General features: G+C 49.3%; 16 protein-coding genes and 1 riboswitch. Of the genes, 9 read left to right on the top strand and 7 right to left on the bottom strand.

Going from position 1 to position 20,435, the window contains the following annotated elements:
• Positions 1–11 precede the first annotated feature (11 nt).
• Positions 12–1,907: a TonB-dependent receptor plug domain-containing protein gene (locus MKQ68_RS20130; protein ID WP_264280665.1), complete on the bottom strand. Its 1,896-nt coding sequence runs from the start codon at positions 1,905–1,907 to the stop codon at positions 12–14.
• A 105-nt stretch (positions 1,908–2,012) separates the two neighbouring features.
• Positions 2,013–2,227, bottom strand: a riboswitch (cobalamin riboswitch).
• Between the two features lie 76 nt (positions 2,228–2,303).
• On the opposite strand from MKQ68_RS20130, the gene MKQ68_RS20125 reads away from it, so the two are divergent.
• Together MKQ68_RS20125 and MKQ68_RS20120 are read left to right on the top strand one after the other, a co-directional pair.
• Entirely contained in the window at positions 2,304–3,632 is a 1,329-nt protein-coding gene (locus MKQ68_RS20125) for an APC family permease (RefSeq protein WP_264280664.1), read from the top strand.
• A 95-nt stretch (positions 3,633–3,727) separates the two neighbouring features.
• Positions 3,728–4,888, top strand: a complete 1,161-nt coding sequence (locus MKQ68_RS20120) for a trans-sulfuration enzyme family protein (protein ID WP_264280663.1) — start codon at positions 3,728–3,730, stop codon at positions 4,886–4,888.
• A 55-nt stretch (positions 4,889–4,943) separates the two neighbouring features.
• On the opposite strand, the gene MKQ68_RS20115 is transcribed toward MKQ68_RS20120, so the two are convergent.
• From MKQ68_RS20115 to MKQ68_RS20105, 3 genes are all read right to left on the bottom strand, one after another.
• Entirely contained in the window at positions 4,944–5,594 is a 651-nt protein-coding gene (locus MKQ68_RS20115; protein WP_264280662.1) for a tetratricopeptide repeat protein, read from the bottom strand.
• Between the two features lie 123 nt (positions 5,595–5,717).
• A complete protein-coding gene (locus MKQ68_RS20110; protein ID WP_264280661.1) occupies positions 5,718–6,224 on the bottom strand; it encodes a hypothetical protein in 507 nt (168 codons plus the stop codon).
• Between the two features lie 445 nt (positions 6,225–6,669).
• Positions 6,670–6,924, bottom strand: coding sequence for a hypothetical protein (locus MKQ68_RS20105; RefSeq protein WP_264280660.1), 255 nt, complete (start codon positions 6,922–6,924; stop codon positions 6,670–6,672).
• 278 nt (positions 6,925–7,202) lie between these two features.
• Between MKQ68_RS20105 and MKQ68_RS20100 the strand changes: the two genes are divergently transcribed.
• The 3 genes from MKQ68_RS20100 to MKQ68_RS20090 all read left to right on the top strand — a co-directional run bounded on the left by MKQ68_RS20100 (position 7,203) and on the right by MKQ68_RS20090 (position 8,710).
• Complete coding sequence (locus MKQ68_RS20100) at positions 7,203–7,412, top strand: helix-turn-helix domain-containing protein (protein WP_244842665.1); 210 nt, start codon at positions 7,203–7,205, stop codon at positions 7,410–7,412.
• Between the two features lie 3 nt (positions 7,413–7,415).
• Entirely contained in the window at positions 7,416–7,736 is a 321-nt protein-coding gene (locus MKQ68_RS20095) for a HipA N-terminal domain-containing protein (protein ID WP_264280659.1), read from the top strand.
• 92 nt (positions 7,737–7,828) lie between these two features.
• Positions 7,829–8,710: a HipA domain-containing protein gene (locus MKQ68_RS20090; RefSeq protein WP_264280658.1), complete on the top strand. Its 882-nt coding sequence runs from the start codon at positions 7,829–7,831 to the stop codon at positions 8,708–8,710.
• Here the strand turns inward: MKQ68_RS20090 and MKQ68_RS20085 are convergent.
• Both MKQ68_RS20085 and MKQ68_RS20080 read right to left on the bottom strand, forming a co-directional pair.
• Positions 8,691–9,326, bottom strand: a complete 636-nt coding sequence (locus MKQ68_RS20085) for a response regulator (protein ID WP_264280657.1) — start codon at positions 9,324–9,326, stop codon at positions 8,691–8,693. The genes MKQ68_RS20090 and MKQ68_RS20085 overlap by 20 nt on opposite strands.
• A gap of 53 nt (positions 9,327–9,379) precedes the next feature.
• Entirely contained in the window at positions 9,380–12,379 is a 3,000-nt protein-coding gene (locus MKQ68_RS20080) for a sensor histidine kinase (protein ID WP_264280656.1), read from the bottom strand.
• A gap of 634 nt (positions 12,380–13,013) precedes the next feature.
• Here MKQ68_RS20080 and MKQ68_RS20075 point away from each other — a divergent pair.
• Complete coding sequence (locus MKQ68_RS20075; protein WP_264280655.1) at positions 13,014–14,810, top strand: ATP-binding response regulator; 1,797 nt, start codon at positions 13,014–13,016, stop codon at positions 14,808–14,810.
• A 53-nt stretch (positions 14,811–14,863) separates the two neighbouring features.
• On the opposite strand, the gene MKQ68_RS20070 is transcribed toward MKQ68_RS20075, so the two are convergent.
• A complete protein-coding gene (locus tag MKQ68_RS20070; RefSeq protein WP_264280654.1) occupies positions 14,864–15,742 on the bottom strand; it encodes a helix-turn-helix domain-containing protein in 879 nt (292 codons plus the stop codon).
• A 381-nt stretch (positions 15,743–16,123) separates the two neighbouring features.
• Between MKQ68_RS20070 and MKQ68_RS20065 the strand changes: the two genes are divergently transcribed.
• From MKQ68_RS20065 to MKQ68_RS20055, 3 genes are read left to right on the top strand one after another with little or no spacing between them, the layout of a single operon-like run.
• Positions 16,124–17,974, top strand: coding sequence for a sodium:solute symporter family protein (locus MKQ68_RS20065; protein WP_264280653.1), 1,851 nt, complete (start codon positions 16,124–16,126; stop codon positions 17,972–17,974).
• 24 nt (positions 17,975–17,998) lie between these two features.
• Positions 17,999–19,216, top strand: coding sequence for a glycoside hydrolase family 130 protein (locus tag MKQ68_RS20060; protein WP_264280652.1), 1,218 nt, complete (start codon positions 17,999–18,001; stop codon positions 19,214–19,216).
• Between the two features lie 38 nt (positions 19,217–19,254).
• The gene (locus MKQ68_RS20055) at positions 19,255–20,418 is read left to right on the top strand and encodes an AGE family epimerase/isomerase (protein ID WP_264280651.1); all 1,164 of its coding nucleotides are present in this window, start codon (positions 19,255–19,257) and stop codon (positions 20,416–20,418) included.
• Positions 20,419–20,435: the final 17 nt, after the last annotated feature.

Here is a 20,435-nt window from a genome sequence, read left to right as displayed (position 1 = left end):
TGCCTGTGTTTTTAAAAGTTAAACGAGATGCCGGCCATCACGTTGAAGCCAAGTGTGCCGTACCCGTAAATTTCATTGTATTTCGTGTCTGTAATATTATTAAAATTCGCGTATAAACGTCCTTTTTTTGAATAACGGTACTCCACGTACATGTCCCACAGGGTAAATTCCTTTACCATCACCGGTGAGGAAGCGTAAGTAACGGGGTCGAAACGAAGGTCGTTCTTCTCGCCATTAAAGCGCACGTTGGAGCTGATGAACAGGTGCGGACAAATCTCGTAACCTATATTGATGCCACCGCTGTGTTTCGGACGGCGTGCGAGTACATCGGAGTACAAAGAGTCTTTACCGGTGCTGGAAACCGTGTTAGTGCTGCCTTCTACGAAAGCATAATAAGCATTGATCTGTAAAGACTTCGCTGGTTTAACCGTGGCCTCCAGTTCAAAGCCTTTGTCGTTCTGCTCGTTCAGGTTGACGTACTCGCCCAGGTTATTATAAAAGATGACGTTCTTAATATCCCTTTTAAACACCACACCGCGCAGGTCCAGTTTGTTGTTCCATACAGATACTTCGGCACCACCTTCGTAGGTCCTCGCTTCTTCCGGCTCCAGGTTGGGGTTAGATCCCCATTGGCCGTACAGGTTAGTGAGTGTTGGTGCCTTAAAGCCTGTCGCCAACGTCGCAAATACTTTCACTTTCTCCGCGATCAGGTAAGATGGGTTGATGGTATAGGTGAAGTTGTTGCCGTAGGTATTGTGCAGCGTGTAGCGGCCGCCCAGCTCCAGGTTAAAGCCGCCCAGGTTACGGAAGAAGAGTGCTGCGTAAGGACTGGTGTTATGCATATCCGGGTTAGGGGTGGAGAGCGAAGTATCCAGCAGTTGTGATTTACGTAACTCTACGCCTGCCAGTACCTGCATCCAGTCGGTCACATTGTAGTTGCCAAAGATATCGCCAATCCAGTTGCGGCCGTCGTAATTCGAAACACCAAAGGAGCTTGTTTCCGCACGGTTCACTTTCTGGAAGCCGTAGTTCGCCTGGATCATACCTTTATCGAGGGTGTATACACCGCTGATGCCCGTATGCAGGAACTCGGAGTTGGTTTTGTTGCCGCCGTCGGTAAAGGAACCGCCATCGTAATCGCTCTTGAATTTAGAATACATGAGGAACGGGCGCAGTGTCAGTTTTTCGCTGGCGTGTATGCCGATATTGGCCATAAATGCATCCTGCTTATAGCCGTCGCGGTCGAACTTGCCGGTGTTGAGGGTGTCCTCCGCTTCGGAAATACCATCTGTTTCCAGGTGGGTGAAGCTCAGGTTGTAGTCGATGTTTTCGGTACGGCCGTTAGCGCCTACTGTACCTTTCACGGTACGATTGCTACCCCAGTTAAGGTCGCCGCTCACGCTCACGGCTTTGTCGCCGCCCTTGCGGGTAATTACGTTGATCACGCCTGCAATCGCATCGGCACCGTACATGGTGCTTTGTGTGCCACGCAGAATTTCAATGCGCTCGATCTGGTCGGTTGGGATGAAGCGCAGGTCAATGTTGCTGCCCGTGAGCCCAGATGCATCGTTAATCGGAATACCGTCGATCAGGATGGTGGTGTAATTGGTGGTAGCGCCCCGGAAGTAAATCTCTTTGTTTTTACCGGGGTTGGAGTTAGCACCGGCGATCACCATGCCTACCTGCTCGTTCAGCAGTTGAGCCACGCTTTTACCGCGGCTGCGGTCGATTTGTTCGCGGGAAATAACGGTAACCACTTTGCCGGTTTCGCCCTGTTTCTTGGCGAACTTGGTGGCCGTTACCACCACGGTGTTCAACAAGTTGGTTTGTGTTGTGTCTTGTGCGGCGGCGCCCTGCATTAATAGCAGCAACCCGCCCGACAGAAATGCGTAAAACTTCTTTTGCATAGTCGGTTGATGTTAAAACTATGCTCTCGAAAAATGAACAGACAGAATAAGGGCATACCAGTATGGTATATACATATTCCCGGCTTTTCACCCGAAAGCGCTGATAAGAAAATTTGAAACGCGGCAGGTCTTCTGGCTTTCCTGCTTCCCGGGAGGGCCTTCCCGCCTCATGTGAGACAGTGGTAAATGGAGAAAATCGAGTCCCGGAAAACGTTCCGGCATAAAGCCGGAGCAGGATTACAGCTACGGGGATAGCTCCGGATTCGCACCGGATTCCCTATTAATGTCCATTACAGACAACCGTATTCAGGCGCAAACGTACATAAAAAAGTGGATTTTCCCTTAAAATCCGCCCGGGTGGTCACATTCAACAATTTCATTTACTATCTTGTACGCATGAGCATTAAACCAAAGCTGGGCATTTTTGACCTTACAATGATCGTGGTAAGCCTGGTCATAGGCATGGGCATCTTTCGCACACCAGTGAACGTGGCGCGCGAAACGAACGACCCGAGGGTGTTTTTTGCTATCTGGATCATTGGGGGGATTGTGAGCATCTGTGGTGCACTTACCTATGCGGAGATCGGCTCACGCTACCCGGTAGCCGGCGGCTTTTACAAGGTGTTGTCACATTGTTACCACCCGGCTTATGGGTTTATGATCAATTGGATGCTGCTCATCTCCAACGCTGCATCTGTAGCGGCGGTATGCCTTATTGGTGCAGAGTATATCAGCCCGGTGCTGTTACCCGATTCGTTACAGAACGGCGCAGGGCATAAACTCATCGGCGTGGTGGCGGTACTGGTCTTATATGGGATCAATATGCTCGGCATTCGCCTGAGCGCTACTAGTTTAAATGTACTCACGATCTTAAAAATATTGATGATGGTGCTGCTTTGCCTCGCGGTGTTCTCCGGCGGCAACCCGTCGAATGCCAATGCGGTGGTGGAAAGTAGGGAGCCTAAAAACTGGCTCTATATCTTTGGCGCGGCGCTGGTGCCAGTGTTTTTTACGTTCGGCGGTTACCAGCAAACGATCAACTTCGGTTCTGATGTAAAAGATCCCGGTCGTAATATGCCGCGCGGTGTGTTTTATGGTTTCGCGATCATCGTAGTATTGTATCTCACCATCAACTACGCTTATTATAAAGTAATCGGGTTTGAACAATTGCAGCACACCAATGCGCTGGCGGCCCGTATGGCGGAAGCTTTCTTTGGTCCGTACGGCTTTAAAACGATCTCGCTATTGCTTTTCATTTCCGTACTGGGCTACGCGAACGTAAACCTGATCTCCAATCCACGCATGTATTACGCGATGGCGGAAGATGGTATACTGCCGCCGGTGCTGAAGCGGGTGAACAGTAAAACGCAGGTACAGGAAGTGGCACTGTCGGTGTTTGTAGCGGTCATTTTGCTCGTGCTGTTTTTTGTAGGCACGTTTGATAAGATCCTCAACTATGTGATGTTGTTCGATACGATCGGACTGGCCTCCGCGGCGGCTAGCCTGTTTATCCTCCGGAAGAAAACCCGGCACCTCGATGGTACTGGTATTTATAAAATGAAATTATATCCCTACCTCACGCTACTGTTTGTGGTAGTATACCTGTTCGTTACAGTAAACATATTTATCCAGGATTGGAAAGCAGCCTCTATCGGACTGAGCCTGTTTGTAGCCGGATTGCCGTTGTACCTGCTGATGAAGCGGGTAAACCGCAAAGGCGCATAAGTATCAGTATTTGGTAAATTCCATGACGCCGGAAACGGAGAAACGCTATATGTTTGTAAAATGGGCTTGAAAGAAACTAAAAACAACTTGTCGAAATGGACGTATCCTTTATTTTGAATGAACTGGGAGAAGACAGAGAGCAGTATTTTAACGCCGTTGCGCCGCCAATCGTACAGAGCAGCAATTTTGCTTTCGATAAGGTGAGCGAAATGCGCGAGCTGATGCTGGATGAATACAAAGGCTTCCTCTATTCTCGCGGTAACAACCCCACACTCACTATCCTGCAAAAAAAGCTGGCCGCCCTTGACGGCGCAGAAGCAGCCCTCGTTTTCGGCAGCGGTGCCGCGGCTATCTTCGCCGCTGTACTGTCACAGGTAAAACAAGGCGACCACATCGTGTCAGTGCGCGACCCGTACAGTTGGGCCGCCCGTATGTTCGACGTCATCCTGCCACGCTTCGGCGTTTCCACTACGTATGTCGACGGTACCAATACGGCCAACTTTGCGGCCGCCATTCAGCCCAACACCCGACTTATTTACCTGGAGTCGCCCAACTCTTTTACGTATGAACTGCAGGATATCGAGGCCGTTGTAGCACTGGCTAAAAGTCACCACCTCGTTACCATTATGGATAACAGCTATTGCAGCCCGTTGTACCAGCAACCCATTAAACTCGGCATCGATCTCAGCCTGCAATCAGCCACAAAATATATCAGCGGTCATAGCGATACGGTAGCAGGTGTACTTACCGGCTCCACCGATATGATCAGCAAAATATTTGCCTCCGAGTACATGAACATCGGCAGCGGCGTATCTCCTTTCAGCGCCTGGCTGCTTCTGCGCGGACTGCGTACATTGCCTATCCGGCTGCAACGCATTACCGAAACAACCAAAACCATCGTGGATTGGTTGAAGCAGCAGCCCGTTATCGAAAAGGTAATTTATCCGATGGACCCTGACTTCCCGCAATACGAACTGGCCCAACGCCAGATGCAGGGCGCGGGTGGTTTGGTAACTATCCAGTTAAAAGCCACGACAATCGACCAGGTGGAACGTTTCTGCGATTCCCTGCAGCATTTCCTTATGGCCGTATCCTGGGGCGGGCACGAGTCGCTGGCCTTTCCGGCCTGCGCGTCAATGAACGTGGCGGACTTCAGGGCCGATGAGCCCAGGCACCGGATGGTGCGACTGTATATCGGTTTGGAAGATGCCGGTTATCTTATCAAAGATCTCGAACAGGCCCTGGCCAAAATGTAATAAAAAAAGGCTGACACGCAGGTGTCAGCCTTTTTTGTGTGCCGTAGTACCGGTATCAACCAGGCATGCGGGAAATATGTTTGTCCATCTGTTTGATCTGCGCTACCAGCTGCTCTGTAGTAGGTTTCATCGCTTTCGCACGACGAAAGTACTCTTTAGCCGATTTAAAGTCGCGGCGCGTCATGGCGATAGAACACAGCATGAGTAAGGCGCCCGCGGAGTTTTCTTTATCAGGCAAACCCAGTTTCATGGCCCTTTTCAGGTTCATGTCCGCAGTCTTAATATCATTCTTCTGGAAAGCGATGCTGCCCAGCTGAAAGTATTGCATGCCCTCGAACTCTTTCATCGGGCTGCCGGATTTAATACTTTGTTTGATCGTATGTTCTGCTTTATCCAGGTCCTGGCTGTACATCGCCATGTTGGACTGCATAAAGAAGTAAGCCGAGCGGATGGGTTTGTAGAGCAGTTTCGGGAATTTGATTTGGTTCATGAGCGACATGGCGCCGTCTACGTCGCCGGCTTCCATGGCTTCCTGCACCAGCCTCATCGGGCCAAACAGGAAGTGCGTAACGATACACACCAGGCCTAACAGCAGTACGATGGAGGCTTCCCACCAGCCGAAAGTGATGCCCAGTGCAACACCCGCTAACAATAACACGATCCCGAGCGGGAAACGGTATCTGATAAATAAGTTAAATGCTTTCATTTTGCTAAATCCTCAATAGGTGGGCAAAGATAAGCAAATGCGCGAATTATCCCGGAAATACAAATCCGGCATACGGGCAGCGGTTTTGCTGCCGTATGCCGGATGAGATATTGTTCAAAAGCCTTATCTGCGGCTCAAAGAGTACACGATGTAGGCGGTGGTGCCGTCGATGGTCACTGGTGCGCGCCAGGTCATAGCGTTATCGCCTGCGGTGGTCAGTTCTACCCGGTAGCCGTCGGCGGTGTTTTTCGCTTTTACGCCGCTCAGCAGCTCTTTAAACTGGAAGTACACGATGCCGTCGCGGTCGTAGGTAGACCATACGATGTTCTGCGTCACGGGCGAGCAGCCGGTTTCGCTGGAGGTGATGGCGTACGAACCGTTCGCAGTGGCGTTTGGCAGTGTCCATACACTACCTTCCAGGCATTTGTACGGAATGTTGTTAAACACCGTGGTCACCCTGGCGGTTTTAGGAACGCCCTCGAAGGATACGTTGTTCAACACCCAGGTGCCCTTAATATTCTTCTTCTCACTTTTAGCCGTGGGGCCCTGCGCTGACTTACTGGATTTGCAGGCGCTGAACACGACGGCCATCAGGCCCGTAACCATGATTGCATGGAGGATCTTCTTCATAAAATAATCGTTGTTGTTAATTGATTAGTCCACAGTTAAATAACAAATATACGGCCAAAGTGGTTTAGTATCTTCGTTTATGCGTATAATGTTAATGAAAACGTGAAGTTTATACATTTGAAAATGACGTATGGCTGCCTGTCTTCAATATTGGCGGAGTCGTTTCTGGCAGTTATTAATCATGTAGCCAGCTTTTGAACTTTTTTCAGCCGCCGTTGTGTCACACCCTTGTACGGCAGTTTCGCTTTTCGGCGAAGCGGCTTCCCTTTCCGTCATGGCGAACAAAGTGAAGCCATTTTCGTGTGCGTCTTCGCGGCTGCCAACCTTACTGTCGCGAAGACTCGAGCGGATGTTCGCTTCCTTTCAATCGCGATGACGGTGGAAGCGATGCTCATCCACTTCGTGAATCCGCCTTATTGGCAAAAATTTATGAAAGTCACTCCTGTCAACGGCATCCGCTCCATGGGCAAAACGGCGGCGGAGGCTGGCAGGGCCGCCCGTAAAATTCCGCTGGCGTCATCTGTAAACCGTGCAGGAATTTTTGCCGGGTAAGTTCACCGAAGGTAAACCTGTCCAGGTAGCGATGCATGTTTTCAGGGGCGATGTCCGCATCGGTAAAAAAGCGGTAGAACGACAGTTCTTTGTCGGCGAGCAGCCGGGCCAGCCGGCGTCCTTCGTGGAAGATGAATTTACTTTCCATGTTTGTTGAGAGTTTAGTGATCCAAAACTAACATGGCTAAACGAAATTAGAACAATCAATATGAGTGTCGTTCATGTCAATTTGATGTTAATTTAATTGATAATGAGAAAATTTATCTCAATAACAAAAAGTAACTCAAATTCAATACTGTATGGATGTAGTATGACTGAATTGTTTTCATATCAATAATTCCATAATCAATTTGCTCTATAATAGACCCGAATAGCAAAATTTACTGCTAATTGACAGCGTTATTTTCGCCGCAATAATTCACGAAAATGGACTTGCGCGAAATTGGCGACCTCGTAAGAAAACGAAGAGAAAGTTTTGGCCTCGAAAGAGAACAACTGGCAGAAATGGGCGATGTGGCGGGCAGAACGGTGTACCTGTTGGAAGTTGGCCAGGGCAACCCTTCATTTCATACATTGATCAGTGTATTTGATGCACTTGGTCTGGAAATGATCGTCCGCGTGAAGCAAAGTATATAAACCATGACAGAAGCGGCAGTTTACTTAAACGAAAAACTGGCGGGCGCATTAACAAAAACCAACAACGAGGAATACACTTTCTCCTACGACCTGCCTTACTTTAACGATCCCTCAGCACCATCTATCAGCCTCACGCTGCCCAAAACCAGGCGTGATCATCAGGCCAATGAACTATTCCCGTTTTTCGCAGGACTATTGGCCGAAGGCGACAACCGGCGCTGGCAGCAGGAAACGCTGAACATCGATCCGAAAGATGACTTCCTTTTATTAATCCGCACCGCGGGCACAGACACCATCGGGGCAATAACGGTGAGAGAATGGTAGGTGCTTGTCCTGGCTGCTACAAGCCACAAAAGCGAATTACATATTGTAGTGATTGTCGCCGTAAATTATTTGATGGCATTAAGGTGCCGCCGGTGCTCACGTTTAAATCGCCCCAGGGGGAAGATGCTTACTGGTTCGAGCGGCAGGCGCTGCGGATGGCTATACCTGGCTCACAGCCGAAGTATTCGCTCATGCTCGAAGACGATGAGCTAACGCTCACCCGCGAAGGTATTAAAGGGCTCTTCCTGCTTAAGATGCCTCCGGCATCGGCTGCACAACATGCGCAGGCCATAACGGAGAACGAGCACCTTACGCTGCAGATCGCCGCCAATGTGTTCGACATCGACACGGTGAAGAATGCCATCATTTATTACCAGGACGACGTGCAGGGATTGCTGTTAAGACGCTTTGATATTGATCCGGAGTTTGTCAGTTATCAGCAGGAAGACTTTTACCAGCTGCGCGAAAAACAAGTGAAAGGGGTGCCGCAAACGTATGAGGATATGGGGGCGCTTATCAAAAAACATATTGCTGCATATGGTCCGGCATTGGCTATCTTCTTTAAACGTATACTCTTTAATTACCTGGTATCCAACGGTAGCGGGGGCCCTCGTTCTTTTTCTATCAAACGTACCGAACATGGCGACTATGCACTCACGCCCGCCTATGGTTTGTCCTGCACCCGCCTGCTCGATGCTGGCAGTAAGGATATGGCGATGGAGCTGTACGAAGGGGTGCATAAATCTTCCTATTACCAAAAGTTTAAAGCTTGCGGGCAGGCGGAGTTCGTCAATTTTGCGAGGAGGCTTGGATTAACAGCAGGCCGGGCGGAAACGATTATTGCATCAATGACGGATAAGGAATATGAAGTGGCTGACTGGGTAGAGAAATCGTTTCTCAGCGGCTCGCTGAAAAAGGAGTACCTGCGGCTTTTTAAGGAGAAATTGCACCATCTCAGATCAACTTATCCTTAAATGCTTTGGCCACGGCTTCGGACTTGGAATTGACGTGTAGTTTTTCGTAGATCTTTTTAATGTGCGAACGCACGGTATCAATCGAGATAAAGATTTCCGCAGCGATCATCTTATAACTATAGCCGTTTACCAATAACTGCAATACTTCTCTTTCCCTTTCGGTAAGGTTATACAGCTCACGCCTTTCGCCGGTGGGCTGCCTGGCGAATAATTCCAATACCTGCCTGGCTACCGAGGAGGTCATGGGCGCGCCGCCGTTGTATACTTCGCGCAGGTGTTCCAAAAGTTTTTCGGGGGTGGTTTTCTTAAGGAGATAACCATCTGCGCCTGCTTTGATGCACTCGAATACGTTTTTGTCATCATCAAATACCGTAAGCATCAGTACCGGCAGATGCGGGTATTGGGCGCGTACAAGTTTAAGGCCCTCAATACCATTGGTGCCGGGCATGTCAATGTCCATCAGGATTACGTCGGGTAACAATTCGGCTACTTCGCCGAGTATACGGTCGCAGTTTTTAAAGGCGCCGCACACTTCGAAGTCGGCCGAGCCATCGATCAGTAAGGTGAGGTTTTCGCGTAGTTTGGTATTGTCTTCGTACAACACGATTCTTATCATATCACAATTTTTGATAAAGGTAATAGCTGCCAGCCGGTTATTCAATCACATACTTATGTAGTGGGAAAGCGCAAACAAATGCGTGTGCCGCTACCCGGCGCCGATGCAATTTCCAGGCTGCCGCGCATGCGCTGGGCTCTTCGCTGCATGTTGAATAGTCCGTCCCCATCACTGTTGCTGCCTGGTTTAAAACCATGCCCGTTGTCCTTCACCTGCATGATCAACGTTTTCTTTTTATAGTCGATAATAATGTCGACATGAGTGGCCTGGGCGTGCTTTGCAATATTGTTGATCGCTTCTTTAAAGATCATAAAGAAGTCGTGCCGGCTTTCCAGCGTGAGTTTCAGATGTTGGACGGCTTCATCTGCATGAAACGTAAATCCGATTTCTCTTGCCTCGAACATGCTGGTCGTGAACTCGCGCATGCGCGCCAGGATGATAGGCATGTTGTCGTTATTCGGATTAATCGACCAAACGATATCGTCCATCGACTCCATCATGCGGGTGGTGCTTTCGCCTATCTTCAACAGGAAATCTTCCGTTTTCTGATTGTCCTGCCGCACGTTGCGTTTGGCCATGGTGGTCATTATATTGATCGAAGTAAGCGTCGATCCCATATCATCGTGCAGGTCGCGGGCAATGCGGCGGCGCACCTGTTCGGTGGCAATAAGCCGGTTAATGCGGATGCGGTAGCCGAGATAGGCCAGTCCGGCGATCAGCATCAGTATCAACATAAAAAACCACCACTGGCGGTAATATGGACTGGCCACCTGTAACATAAAGGTAGTTACATGTGCGGAGGCTAATCCTTCCCCGTTTTCGCACCACACCTTAAACGTATGGCGGCCGCTCGGCAGGTTAGCATAATTGACTAGCACGCGGGTGCCTGCTACTACCGGCTGTGGGTCTACACCTTCCAGTTGATAATAATACGTGATGTTATCCTGGTCCAGGTAAGCCATGGCATTATAACCAATGGTGAGCGGCCCTTCCTTATATGACAAGCGCAGTAAATCACTCTCCAGTAGTATCGAATCGGCATTGAGGAGCCGTTCGCCTAGTTGCAGGGATGTGATGCGCACATCCGGCGGCGGCTGCGGGTCCTCAAGCTGATCTGGGTCAAAGCTGATGAGGCTTTTCACCGATCCGACCACGATGCGGCCGTTCATTAGACGGTGATTGGCGGTTTGTTCAAAAGCTTCTTCCACGATACCGTATTTGCGACCGTAGTTCACCAGTTTTCGGTTATCGAGGTTGATCTTACCCAGGTTGAAGTTGGTAGTAAAAAACAGGTTGCGGTTAATCAGCTGGACGTTGGTTATCATGTTGACGGGCAGCCCGTCCTTTTCGGTAAACGTAGTGATATGGCCCGTTCGGGTATTGATGAGCGCGATGCCTTCCATCGTGCCCAGTACCAGCGTATCGCCCATTACCTGTATGTTGTGAATGCCGTTGCCTGGCAACCGGTTTTCAGGTTCGTCTTTGCCATACCGTTTTTTAATGCGCCCGGTAGCGGCATCCATCTGCAGTAAACCATAAGCGCCGGTGCCGATGTAAATGTTGCCAAGATGATCGGCCTCCAGGTCCATAATGTGCCCCCATAAAGGCTGGTTGGTGTGGTACAGGCTGTCCTGGTAGCGGGTGAATTGCCGTTGTTTTACATCCCATTTCACCACCAGGCCGCGTTGTGTGCCCATCCAGATGTTTCCCGCCGTATCCATCGTCATGCAACGGATGGTGCGATTGTCGAACGTGTCCGACCGCTCGTATTTTATGCTCCCCGTCTTAGGATTCAATATTGCGTACCGGCCGTGTTGCGCCGCCATCCAGATGTTGCCTTCCCGATCGCGCAGCAGGTTCCAGCCAAGATTGAAGAATGCATCGTTAGGGTGGCGGTAGGCTTTTATGAGGTGTGTAAGTGTGCTGTCGTACACCAGTAATCCCTGCCCCCAGGAACTAACGTATACTTTGTCGGGCGAGGTTTGTAATATATCCGTCGGCTCAAAGTTGGGTCGCACAAAGTTGTCGATCGGCGGAAAGTGGGCAGTATGAAACTTTTGCTTTTCTTTATTGAAGATAAATACGCCATTGTTGGTGCCGAGCCAGATGTTGTGCATATTATCCGGGGTGATGGCGTAAAGCTGAGAGCAGTCCAGGCCAAACCGCGTACTACGGTCCTGCACAATTTCCTCCTGCAGCTGGCCGGTACTGTCGAAGAGGCAGATGCGATCGCCCGCTACCCAGGTTTTGCCGTAACTATCTTCGAACGTCTTACGAAGGCCGCCGACGTTAAAGTCTGTAAACTCGTGCAGTTGGTTACGCCGGGTATCGAATGTATAAAGGAACGGCGCGGCGGAGCCGTACGGCCAAATATTAACGAACAGGATGCCCTGCCGCGTAAGGTACATATTGTTAACGGCCTGGTTAAACTGTGGCACGTCCAGGTAGGGCAGGCTGTTCGGGTTATGTTCTTTATGATAGTACGTACGTTTTTTATAATCCAGGCGGCAAATGCCAGTCGTGGTGCCAAACAGGTAATCGTCACCATCCTCCAGCACACACACGATTTTACCAGGAGCTTCGGGTAAAAACCGCGTGTAGAGTACAAACGCCTGTTTTTTCTCGTCGAAGATGTAGGCGTTATCCTGTGTGCTTACGGTCCACAGGTAGCCATGCTTGTCGCGCTGGATGCTGCTGATCTGCACGCTGCCTTCGCGGTGGCCGTGTTGAATTTTATAGTAATGATACTTGTTGGCCCCGTAATCGAACGCCACCACGCCGCTATGCAGCACGAACCAGAGCGTTTTGCGGGATTTGTCCTCGTACATGCATTGCACGGTTTCGCGGGCAATAGAAGGATTGCTGAACGGCATGTCCACGAACCGGAAGCTGACGCCATCGTAGCGTTGCAGGCCGTTGGCGGTGCCGAGCCACATGTATCCGCGACTGTCGCTGAGTAAAGAAATTACCTGGTTGTTGCGCAACCCGTCTTCCACTGTGTAATGTGTATACACGTACGATTGCTGTGCTTTTCCGGCGGTAAAACACAGCATGATAAGTAGAGATATAGTGGATAGCCTGGTGAAAAGCATGGGTAAGAATAAGCAAAATTAGCCATAATAGCCAGTTCACACATGTTTATGTGGTATGAGTGACCATTAGCATATCGTATTTTGCTTGTAAATGAATGGGTGGCAGGCTATTTTCGCCGCCCTGCTGCTGCACCGCGGCTTCCGGAACAAATGATATTTTCGAGTATCGCTCGGCCTATGCCCTCAGTCCCATAACAACAGTAAGGCCGGAAGTCGTCGTGCAGCAGTTTCTTAGTAACAAGGCATTAACATTTCCTTTCCTCCTGCTATCGGTTCGCAGCAGCCTGTTCCTTTAGCGCTCAAATCCTTCACTATGGCTTGCAATGAGTTTGAATCGTGAAATCCGCAGGTTAAATTTTACCGTATATGAAGGTGTATTTGAAGAACCTGATAAAAATTCATTAACTTTAGACGAACAATAAACAGAACACCCAATCTCTTAATTTTAGCCCGGACGAACCTAGTTTAAAACAGGAACTAATTCAGAAAACCCGAACAAAGACAAAAACGACCGATCACCCTGGCTGAAAGCAGACCAGTATCCTTAACCCGAAGAGAAAAACCTTCGATTTCTGTTTCACGTAATTCCCCAGATATGTTAACACAGCTGCTGGCATCAGGCATACATCCCGGATTAGATAAATACGAAGCGAAAAGAGTACGTATCGTAAACTTCATCAGCTTCCTTTGCGGCGCGCTGGTCGTGTTGTATGGTATACTATTTTATGCACTTTCCGGTGAAGCGGGTATTTTGTACCCCGCGCTTTTATTCAGTCCATTTTTCTTTTCCATTATATTATTGAACAAGAGCGGTCTATACATGGCTGCCAAGGTGGGACTACAGGTGTTGTTCTCGGGCATCATCCTGTATTATGGCATAATGTTCGGCAGTCTGGCCGAAGTGCAATTGTTTGCCGTGTTCTCTATTTGTGTAGCCATGTTGTCGTTCAAGGTGCAGGACCTTAAAATGATCCTCGCCTGTTCGCTGCTGCCCGTCGCCTGTGTGGTATTGCTGGAGGTAAATTATAGTACCGGCCTGCTGCAACCGCTGGCCCTGCCTGCCGACACGCAGCATCTCTTTCGCTGGCTGATCATGTCGGTCGTATTTGCCTTGTGTGTACTGGCCATCGCTTTTCATTGCCGCAGTAACGATCAGCTTCAAAAAGAAGTGGAATGGCAAAATACCTGGCTCGAACGCTATAATGCAGAACTGGAGTCGCAGGTAAAAGAGCGGACCGCGGCGCTGGAAAAAGCGAGTTATGAAAAGTCGCGTTACCTCAGCGAAACCAGCCACGAAACGCGTAACTACATTAATGCGATTATCGGTTTAAGTGACATATTACTGCAGGAAACGCGGGAAGTACAAATGCCCGACGGTGCCAGGCAGATTATTGAAGATATTTATTGCAACAGCCACGACCTGCGTGGTATGCTTACCAATGTGCTGGAGGTTTCGAAGATAGAAGCGGGGCAAGGCGATGAATTGCATGCCGAGCCGGTTTCGCTGAAGCGTTGGCTGCAGCCGTTGACGCACACGTACAGTAACATCGCCAATATGAGCGGTGTGCGACTCGACGTGCAAAACAACGGTGTGTTGCCGGAGTGTATTATGCTGGACCAGTCGAGGTTAACGCGCATTCTGAATAACCTGTTATCGAATGCGATCAAAGTAACGCCGCGCGGACACGCGGTGTTGCTGACAGTAGACGCACAAGAGGGTGTCCTGTCGATTGCGGTGCATGATAGTGGCCCGGGCATTCCGCCGGAAAAACGCGACTTGTTGTTTAAGCCGTTTGCGCAATTGGGGCTATCGTCTGATCATAAGGGTTCGGGTTTAGGGCTGGTGCTTACGCGTCGGTACGCCGAGCAGTTGGGCGGTACGTTAAGTGTGGAAAGTGTAACGGGCGTGGGGTCGGTGTTTCGGGTGCGGATGCCGTTGCAGGTTTGTGAAGATGTGCAGACCGGCAATGAGGAATTACGTCCGTCGCTGGCAGGTAAAAAAGTGTTGCTTATCGAAGACGAACAAATGAACTGTATGATCCTCGAGCGCTTCCTGCTGCCGTTAGGATTGGAAATAACCACTTGCGCCAATGGCCTGGAAGGTATATCTGCAGCTACCGCTAAGGTGCCCGACCTGATCATCCTGGATATGGCAATGCCCGTAATGGATGGAAAGGAAACGACCCGCATCCTGCGTAGTCTGCCGCAATTTAATCGCGTGCCGATTATCGCTTTATCGTCCAACGCCTTACTAGAAGAGCAGGAAACGATGCTGGCGCTGGGGGCGGATGAGTATATTGTAAAACCCGTCTTGCGCCGTCAAATCACCGACGTGGTGGTGAAACATTTAAGCAAAGCACGCTCGGGCCATACGATGGTGCTGGCTTTTTAATAAGGTAAGAGAGAATCCTGTTTGATATGGGGCGTCGTAGTGCGGCGCCCTTTTTATATGAAGGTCCTTGTGCCGGAAAAGTTTTCGCGAAACTCCTTTGGTGTACATCCCTTCTTCTTGCGGAAAATGCGGTTAAAGTTCGAGATGTTGTTAAACCCGCAATGGTAGGCTACCTCGGCAATAGTCTGCGTGGTGTCGATCAGCATGCGCGATGCGTGCCCCAGCCTGATCTCATTTACACTGTCGATGAAAGTATTACCGGTACGCTGTTTAAAGAAGCGGCTGAACGATACTTCGCTCATGTTGGATAGCTTGGCCACTTCTCCAAGCGTAATCGCCTTATCGAAGTTTTGGTTGATGTATTCCAACGTTTTTTCCACCCGCCGGCTGTTGTACGAAAACTGTTCCTGATTGTTGAACGACGCATCCGACAGTACGCGGATGTTGCGGGAAATGGATAAGTCGTGCAGGATCGACATCAGCTCAAGGATGGAATCGAACCCGTGTTTCTGTTGCAGATCGATAATTCGCGGGGCCAGTTGCTGAATAGTTTCTTTCGAGAAGAGAATACCACGCAGTGACTTCTCGAACATCGTGCGCATAAAACTCAGCTGATTGCGCCGGAGTAGTTTATCGTCGAACAAATCTTTATGGAACTGCAGCGTTACTTCCCTTATCTCGGGATTATCGCATTTGTGTGTAAACCAGGCGTGCTGTATGTTAGGGCCGACAAGCACAAGTTCCCAGTCGTCAATTTCCTCGATGTGATCACCGATTACACGTTTGGCGCCTTTGCCATTCTGTATCAGGTTTAATTCGAACTCGTCGTGATAATGTAAAGGGAAATCGAAAGTAGATTTAACCCTGGAGAAGATGGTAAAGCAATCGCTTTGCGTGAGCGGGGTAATCTCTCTCATCAATTTACTTTTCATATACGACGGTCTTTTTTACTAAATATGGAATCAAAAATAAGTAAAGCTTTGTAAAATAAGTACCATATTTTGAATGACAGTAAAATCTGCCTGCGATTCAATGCTGTATTGATTTTGTATAATATGGTCGGCTGAATAAGTTGAAAAATCATCTCAAAGGGATAAAAAAGTATTTGAATAGATAAGATAGTGGATATACATTTGACTGCATTACCAGGACGTTATGAATTGAGTGTAATCCATGTGTGGAAACGAATGTGCGAACTTGTTTGTATAGCCTGAGCATGTAAAGCTTTTGCCTTCACCCGGGCGTAGCTGACTTTGAGAATGTAAATCCCGGTCCAGGGGTATCTTCGGAAAGAAACTGGTGGTAATTAATATATGAAACTACAGGCGTTAGACGTCATGATCATCCTTACCTATCTCACTACCATGGTGATTATCGGCTGGGTGATGCGGAAAAAGGCAAGACAAAACAAGGAGAATTACCTGATGGGCGGTAAGTCCCTGCCCTGGTACATGTTGGGTTTGAGCGATGCGTCCGACATGTTCGATATTTCAGGCACCATGTGGATGGTGAGCCTGTGCTTCGTTTATGGACTTAAAAGCATTTGGATACCCTGGCTTTGGCCGGTATTTAACCAGGTGTTTTTGATGATGTTTTTGTCACGCTGGTTACGGCGCTCCAATGCCACTACCGGCGCCGAATGGCTCGCTGGCCGTTTTGGTGCTGCTGGTAAAGGAGTGCGGTTGTCGCATAACATCGTGGTGACGTTTGCATTGCTTAGCTGCCTGGGCTTCATGGCCTATGGTTTTGTTGGGCTGGGTAAGTTCATGCAGATCTTTATTCCATGGGAGATGGTGCAACCCTACATTCCATTTACGATTGCGCCCGGGTACGCACCTCATTTTTATGGGATCGTATTTACGCTCTTCGCCATGTTCTACTCCATCTTGGGCGGTATGCACAGTATTGTATTGGGTGATGTGATCAAGTATTGCATTATGATCGCCGCCTGTATCAGCATCGCTGTTATTGCGATGATAAAACTGCACAGCGGCCCGGCCCCGAATGTACCAAACGGTTGGCTGGACCCATTCTTCGGTGCCCGGCTGGATATGGATTGGACGGGCATTGTGAACGATGCGAACAAAAAGATCGATGAAGATGGATTTTCGCTATTCGGAATCTTTTTTATGATGATGTTGTTCAAAGGTGTGTTTGCCAGCCTGGCCGGCCCCGCGCCCAATTACGACATGCAGAAAATATTAAGCACCCGATCCCCGCAGGAGGCAAGTAAGATGAGCGGCTTTGTGTCCATCATCCTGCTGCCGGTCCGCTATTCGATGGTGATGGGGCTTACGATACTCGCCTTATTATATTATCCCCAAATCAGCGGTGAACTACAAACCGCCAGGGGAACAGATTTTGAACGAATATTGCCGGCATCTGTAAACGCATTTATACCTGTAGGGCTGCTGGGCTTAGTGTTGACAGGCTTGCTGGGTGCTTTCATGGGCACTTTTTCCGGTACGCTGAACGCTGCACAGGCTTATATCGTGAACGACATTTACCTGAAATATGTAAATCCTCACGCATCCACCAAAAAGGTAATTACCATGAATTACACGGCCGGTCTGGCGGTAGTAACTCTGGGTGTGATTTTGGGTTTATTTGTGAAAGATGTGAATACCGTGCTGCAATGGATCGTTAGTGGCCTGTACGGCGGGTACGTCGCTGCAAACATGCTCAAATGGTATTGGTGGCGCTTTAACGCAAGTGGCTTCTTTTGGGGAATGTTGTCGGGCATTGTGCCGGCCATTGCGTTGGCGATATTGAAGTCATTCGGCATCATTCACGGACTGGATCTATATTACTGGCCGTTACTCTTCCTGTTGTCATTGGCGGGGTCGATTATCGGCACCTATGCCGCACCGGCCACCGAGATCAATGTGCTGAAAGATTTTTACAAAACCGTTCGCCCCTGGGGCTTCTGGAAGCCGGTGCATGCGCTGGTACAGGCGGATGATCCGGCATTTGAGGGAAATAAAAACTTTAAGCTCAACATGTTCAACGTGTCATTGGGCATCGTGGGGCAGTTATGTCTTACCATTTTGCCGATGTACGTCATCCTCTGGATGAAATTACCGCTGGTGATTACGATCGCTATACTGGCGGTGGTACTGCTGGTATTGAAAAGAACATGGTGGAACAAACTAGAGGAGCACTAACAACAACTTATAAAAATTGTGACGATGAAGCACCAATTTGAACAGCGGCTGACGAGTCTGAAGAAGCAATATGAAGCACTGGTTACACGGCGTAATGAGCCGCTGGCGCAGCACAACGGGGTGTACACCCGTTACAAATACCCCGTAGTTACAGCCGCACATGCCCCGGTTTTTTGGCGGTACGATCTCGATGAACAAACTAATCCCTTTTTGATGGAACGTTTTGGCATTAATGCTGCCTTTAACGCCGGTGCCATCAAATGGGAAGGCAAATATTTATTGATGGTGAGAGTGGAAAGTGTAGACAGAAAATCTTTTTTCGCAATTGCTGAAAGTCCGAATGGGATAGATAATTTTCGTTTCTGGGACTACCCGATCAACGTAGGTCAGTCGGGTGAGCCGGATGTAAATGTGTACGATGTGCGCCTCACGCAGCACGAGGACGGCTGGATTTACGGCCTTTTCTGCACCGAAAGAAAAGATACGTCGGCGCCCGCATACGATCAATCTGCCGCCATTGCACAATGCGGCATTATTCGAAGTAAAGATCTGAAAAACTGGGAGCGCCTGCCCGATCTTAAAACAAAGTCTCCCCAGCAACGTAACGTTGTGCTGCACCCGGAGTTTGTAAACGGCAAATACGCGTTCTATACCCGCCCCCAGGATGGCTTCATCGATGCCGGCAGTGGCGGAGGTATCGGCTTTGGACTGTCCGATTCAATAGAGCATGCAGAAGTGCTGGAAGAAAAAGTCATCGACCCGAAAAAATACCATACCGTCTACGAAGCCAAAAATGGTCAGGGGCCCGCACCTATCAAAACGCCTAAAGGCTGGCTTCACCTGGCGCACGGGGTGCGTAATACTGCAGCGGGGCTCCGATACGTGTTATACCTCTTCATGACTGACCTGCAGGACCTTACGAAAGTGACGCACAAGCCGGCGGGTTATTTCCTTGCGCCCGAAGGCGAGGAGCGCATCGGTGATGTAAGCAACGTCGTGTTTGCCAACGGCTGGATCGCGGAGGAAGATGGCCGGGTGCTGATTTATTATGCTTCTTCCGATACGCGGATGCATGTGGCGACGAGCAGCATAGATCAGCTGGTAGATTACGTGGTGAATACAGAGCAGGATGGCTTTACATCCGGCGCATCTGTAAAAACACTTAGTGGCATTATTGGTAGAAATATGGAACTGTTACAAACCGCCAGCGAAAATGGACGTGTAGGCCACCGCGCTATATAACCGTTATTTACGTAAATTCCGGTTGTAAACAGTAACATATGGTAGACACTTCCCTATATAAACAGGAAATGGAGCAGGAATTAGACAGTATTCTTGCTTATTGGATGCAATACGCGGTAGACCAGGAACGCGGCGGTTTTTTTGGGAAAGTGAATAATGATAATGTGCCTGATCCGGCGGCAGATAAAGGAGTCGTGCTGAATGCCCGCATCCTGTGGGCTTTTACTGCTGCCTACAACCTTACCGGAACGCCGGACTACCTGACCATTGCAGACAGGGCCTTTGCTTACATTACCGAGCATTTCATAGATGCGGAGTTTGGTGGTGCATATTGGACCGTCGACGCCGCGGGCAATAAGGCCAGCGGGGATAAGCGGGTAATGGGACAGGCAGCTTGTCTGCATGCCATGGCCGAGTATTACAAGGCTACAGGTCTTCATGCCGCACTGGAACAAGCCGCACGGTTGTTTAACCTGGTCGAGCAGCATGCGTTTGACCGGGAGCGGCTTGGTTACACAGCAACTTTCAATGAAGACTGGTCTGCGATGAACGACGGCAGTTCCAAAGTGACGGAAGATCAGCTGCATATCCTGGAGGCATATACCAGCTTGTACCAGGTGTTGCCGGAGCCGATGGTAAAAGAGCGCATCGAGGACCTGCTGGATGTATTTGACCGTCACATCATCGATCATGAAAGTGGTCACCTGGAAACATCTTTTGATGCCAGTTGGCAATCCCAGGCGTCGCTCGTAGTATACGGTTATGATATGAACGCAGCCTGGCTGCTGGAACAGGCGGCAACCGTCATTAGCGAAGAAAAGTGGATCAATAAAGCGAAAGAATGGGCGATAAGCCTTGCAGACGCGGCTGGCGAAGGCTTGGATGATGACGATGGACTAAGTTATGGGTATCATCCCGAACAAGATCGCCAGGAAAACGAAAAGCAATACTGGCCTCAGGCAGAAGCGATGATCGGCTTTTTGAATGCCTGGCAGGTAAGCGGTCGCGATAAATACCTGAAAGCCTCCTACGCAAGCTGGGAATTTACCCGCAAACACATCCGCGATAGTCAGCAGGGAGAATGGTGGTTCGGTGTGAATGAAGATTATTCGCCCATAGCAGGTAAAGACAAGGTAGATGCCTGGAAAAGTCCATATAACAACACCCGGGCTTGCATAGAGATTATTCGTAGATTAAATTAGCGGACAAAAATATCCAC

Source organism: Chitinophaga horti (genome assembly GCF_022867795.2).
GTDB lineage: Bacteria > Bacteroidota > Bacteroidia > Chitinophagales > Chitinophagaceae > Chitinophaga > Chitinophaga horti.
This window is presented reverse-complemented; position numbering and strand designations above follow the sequence as displayed.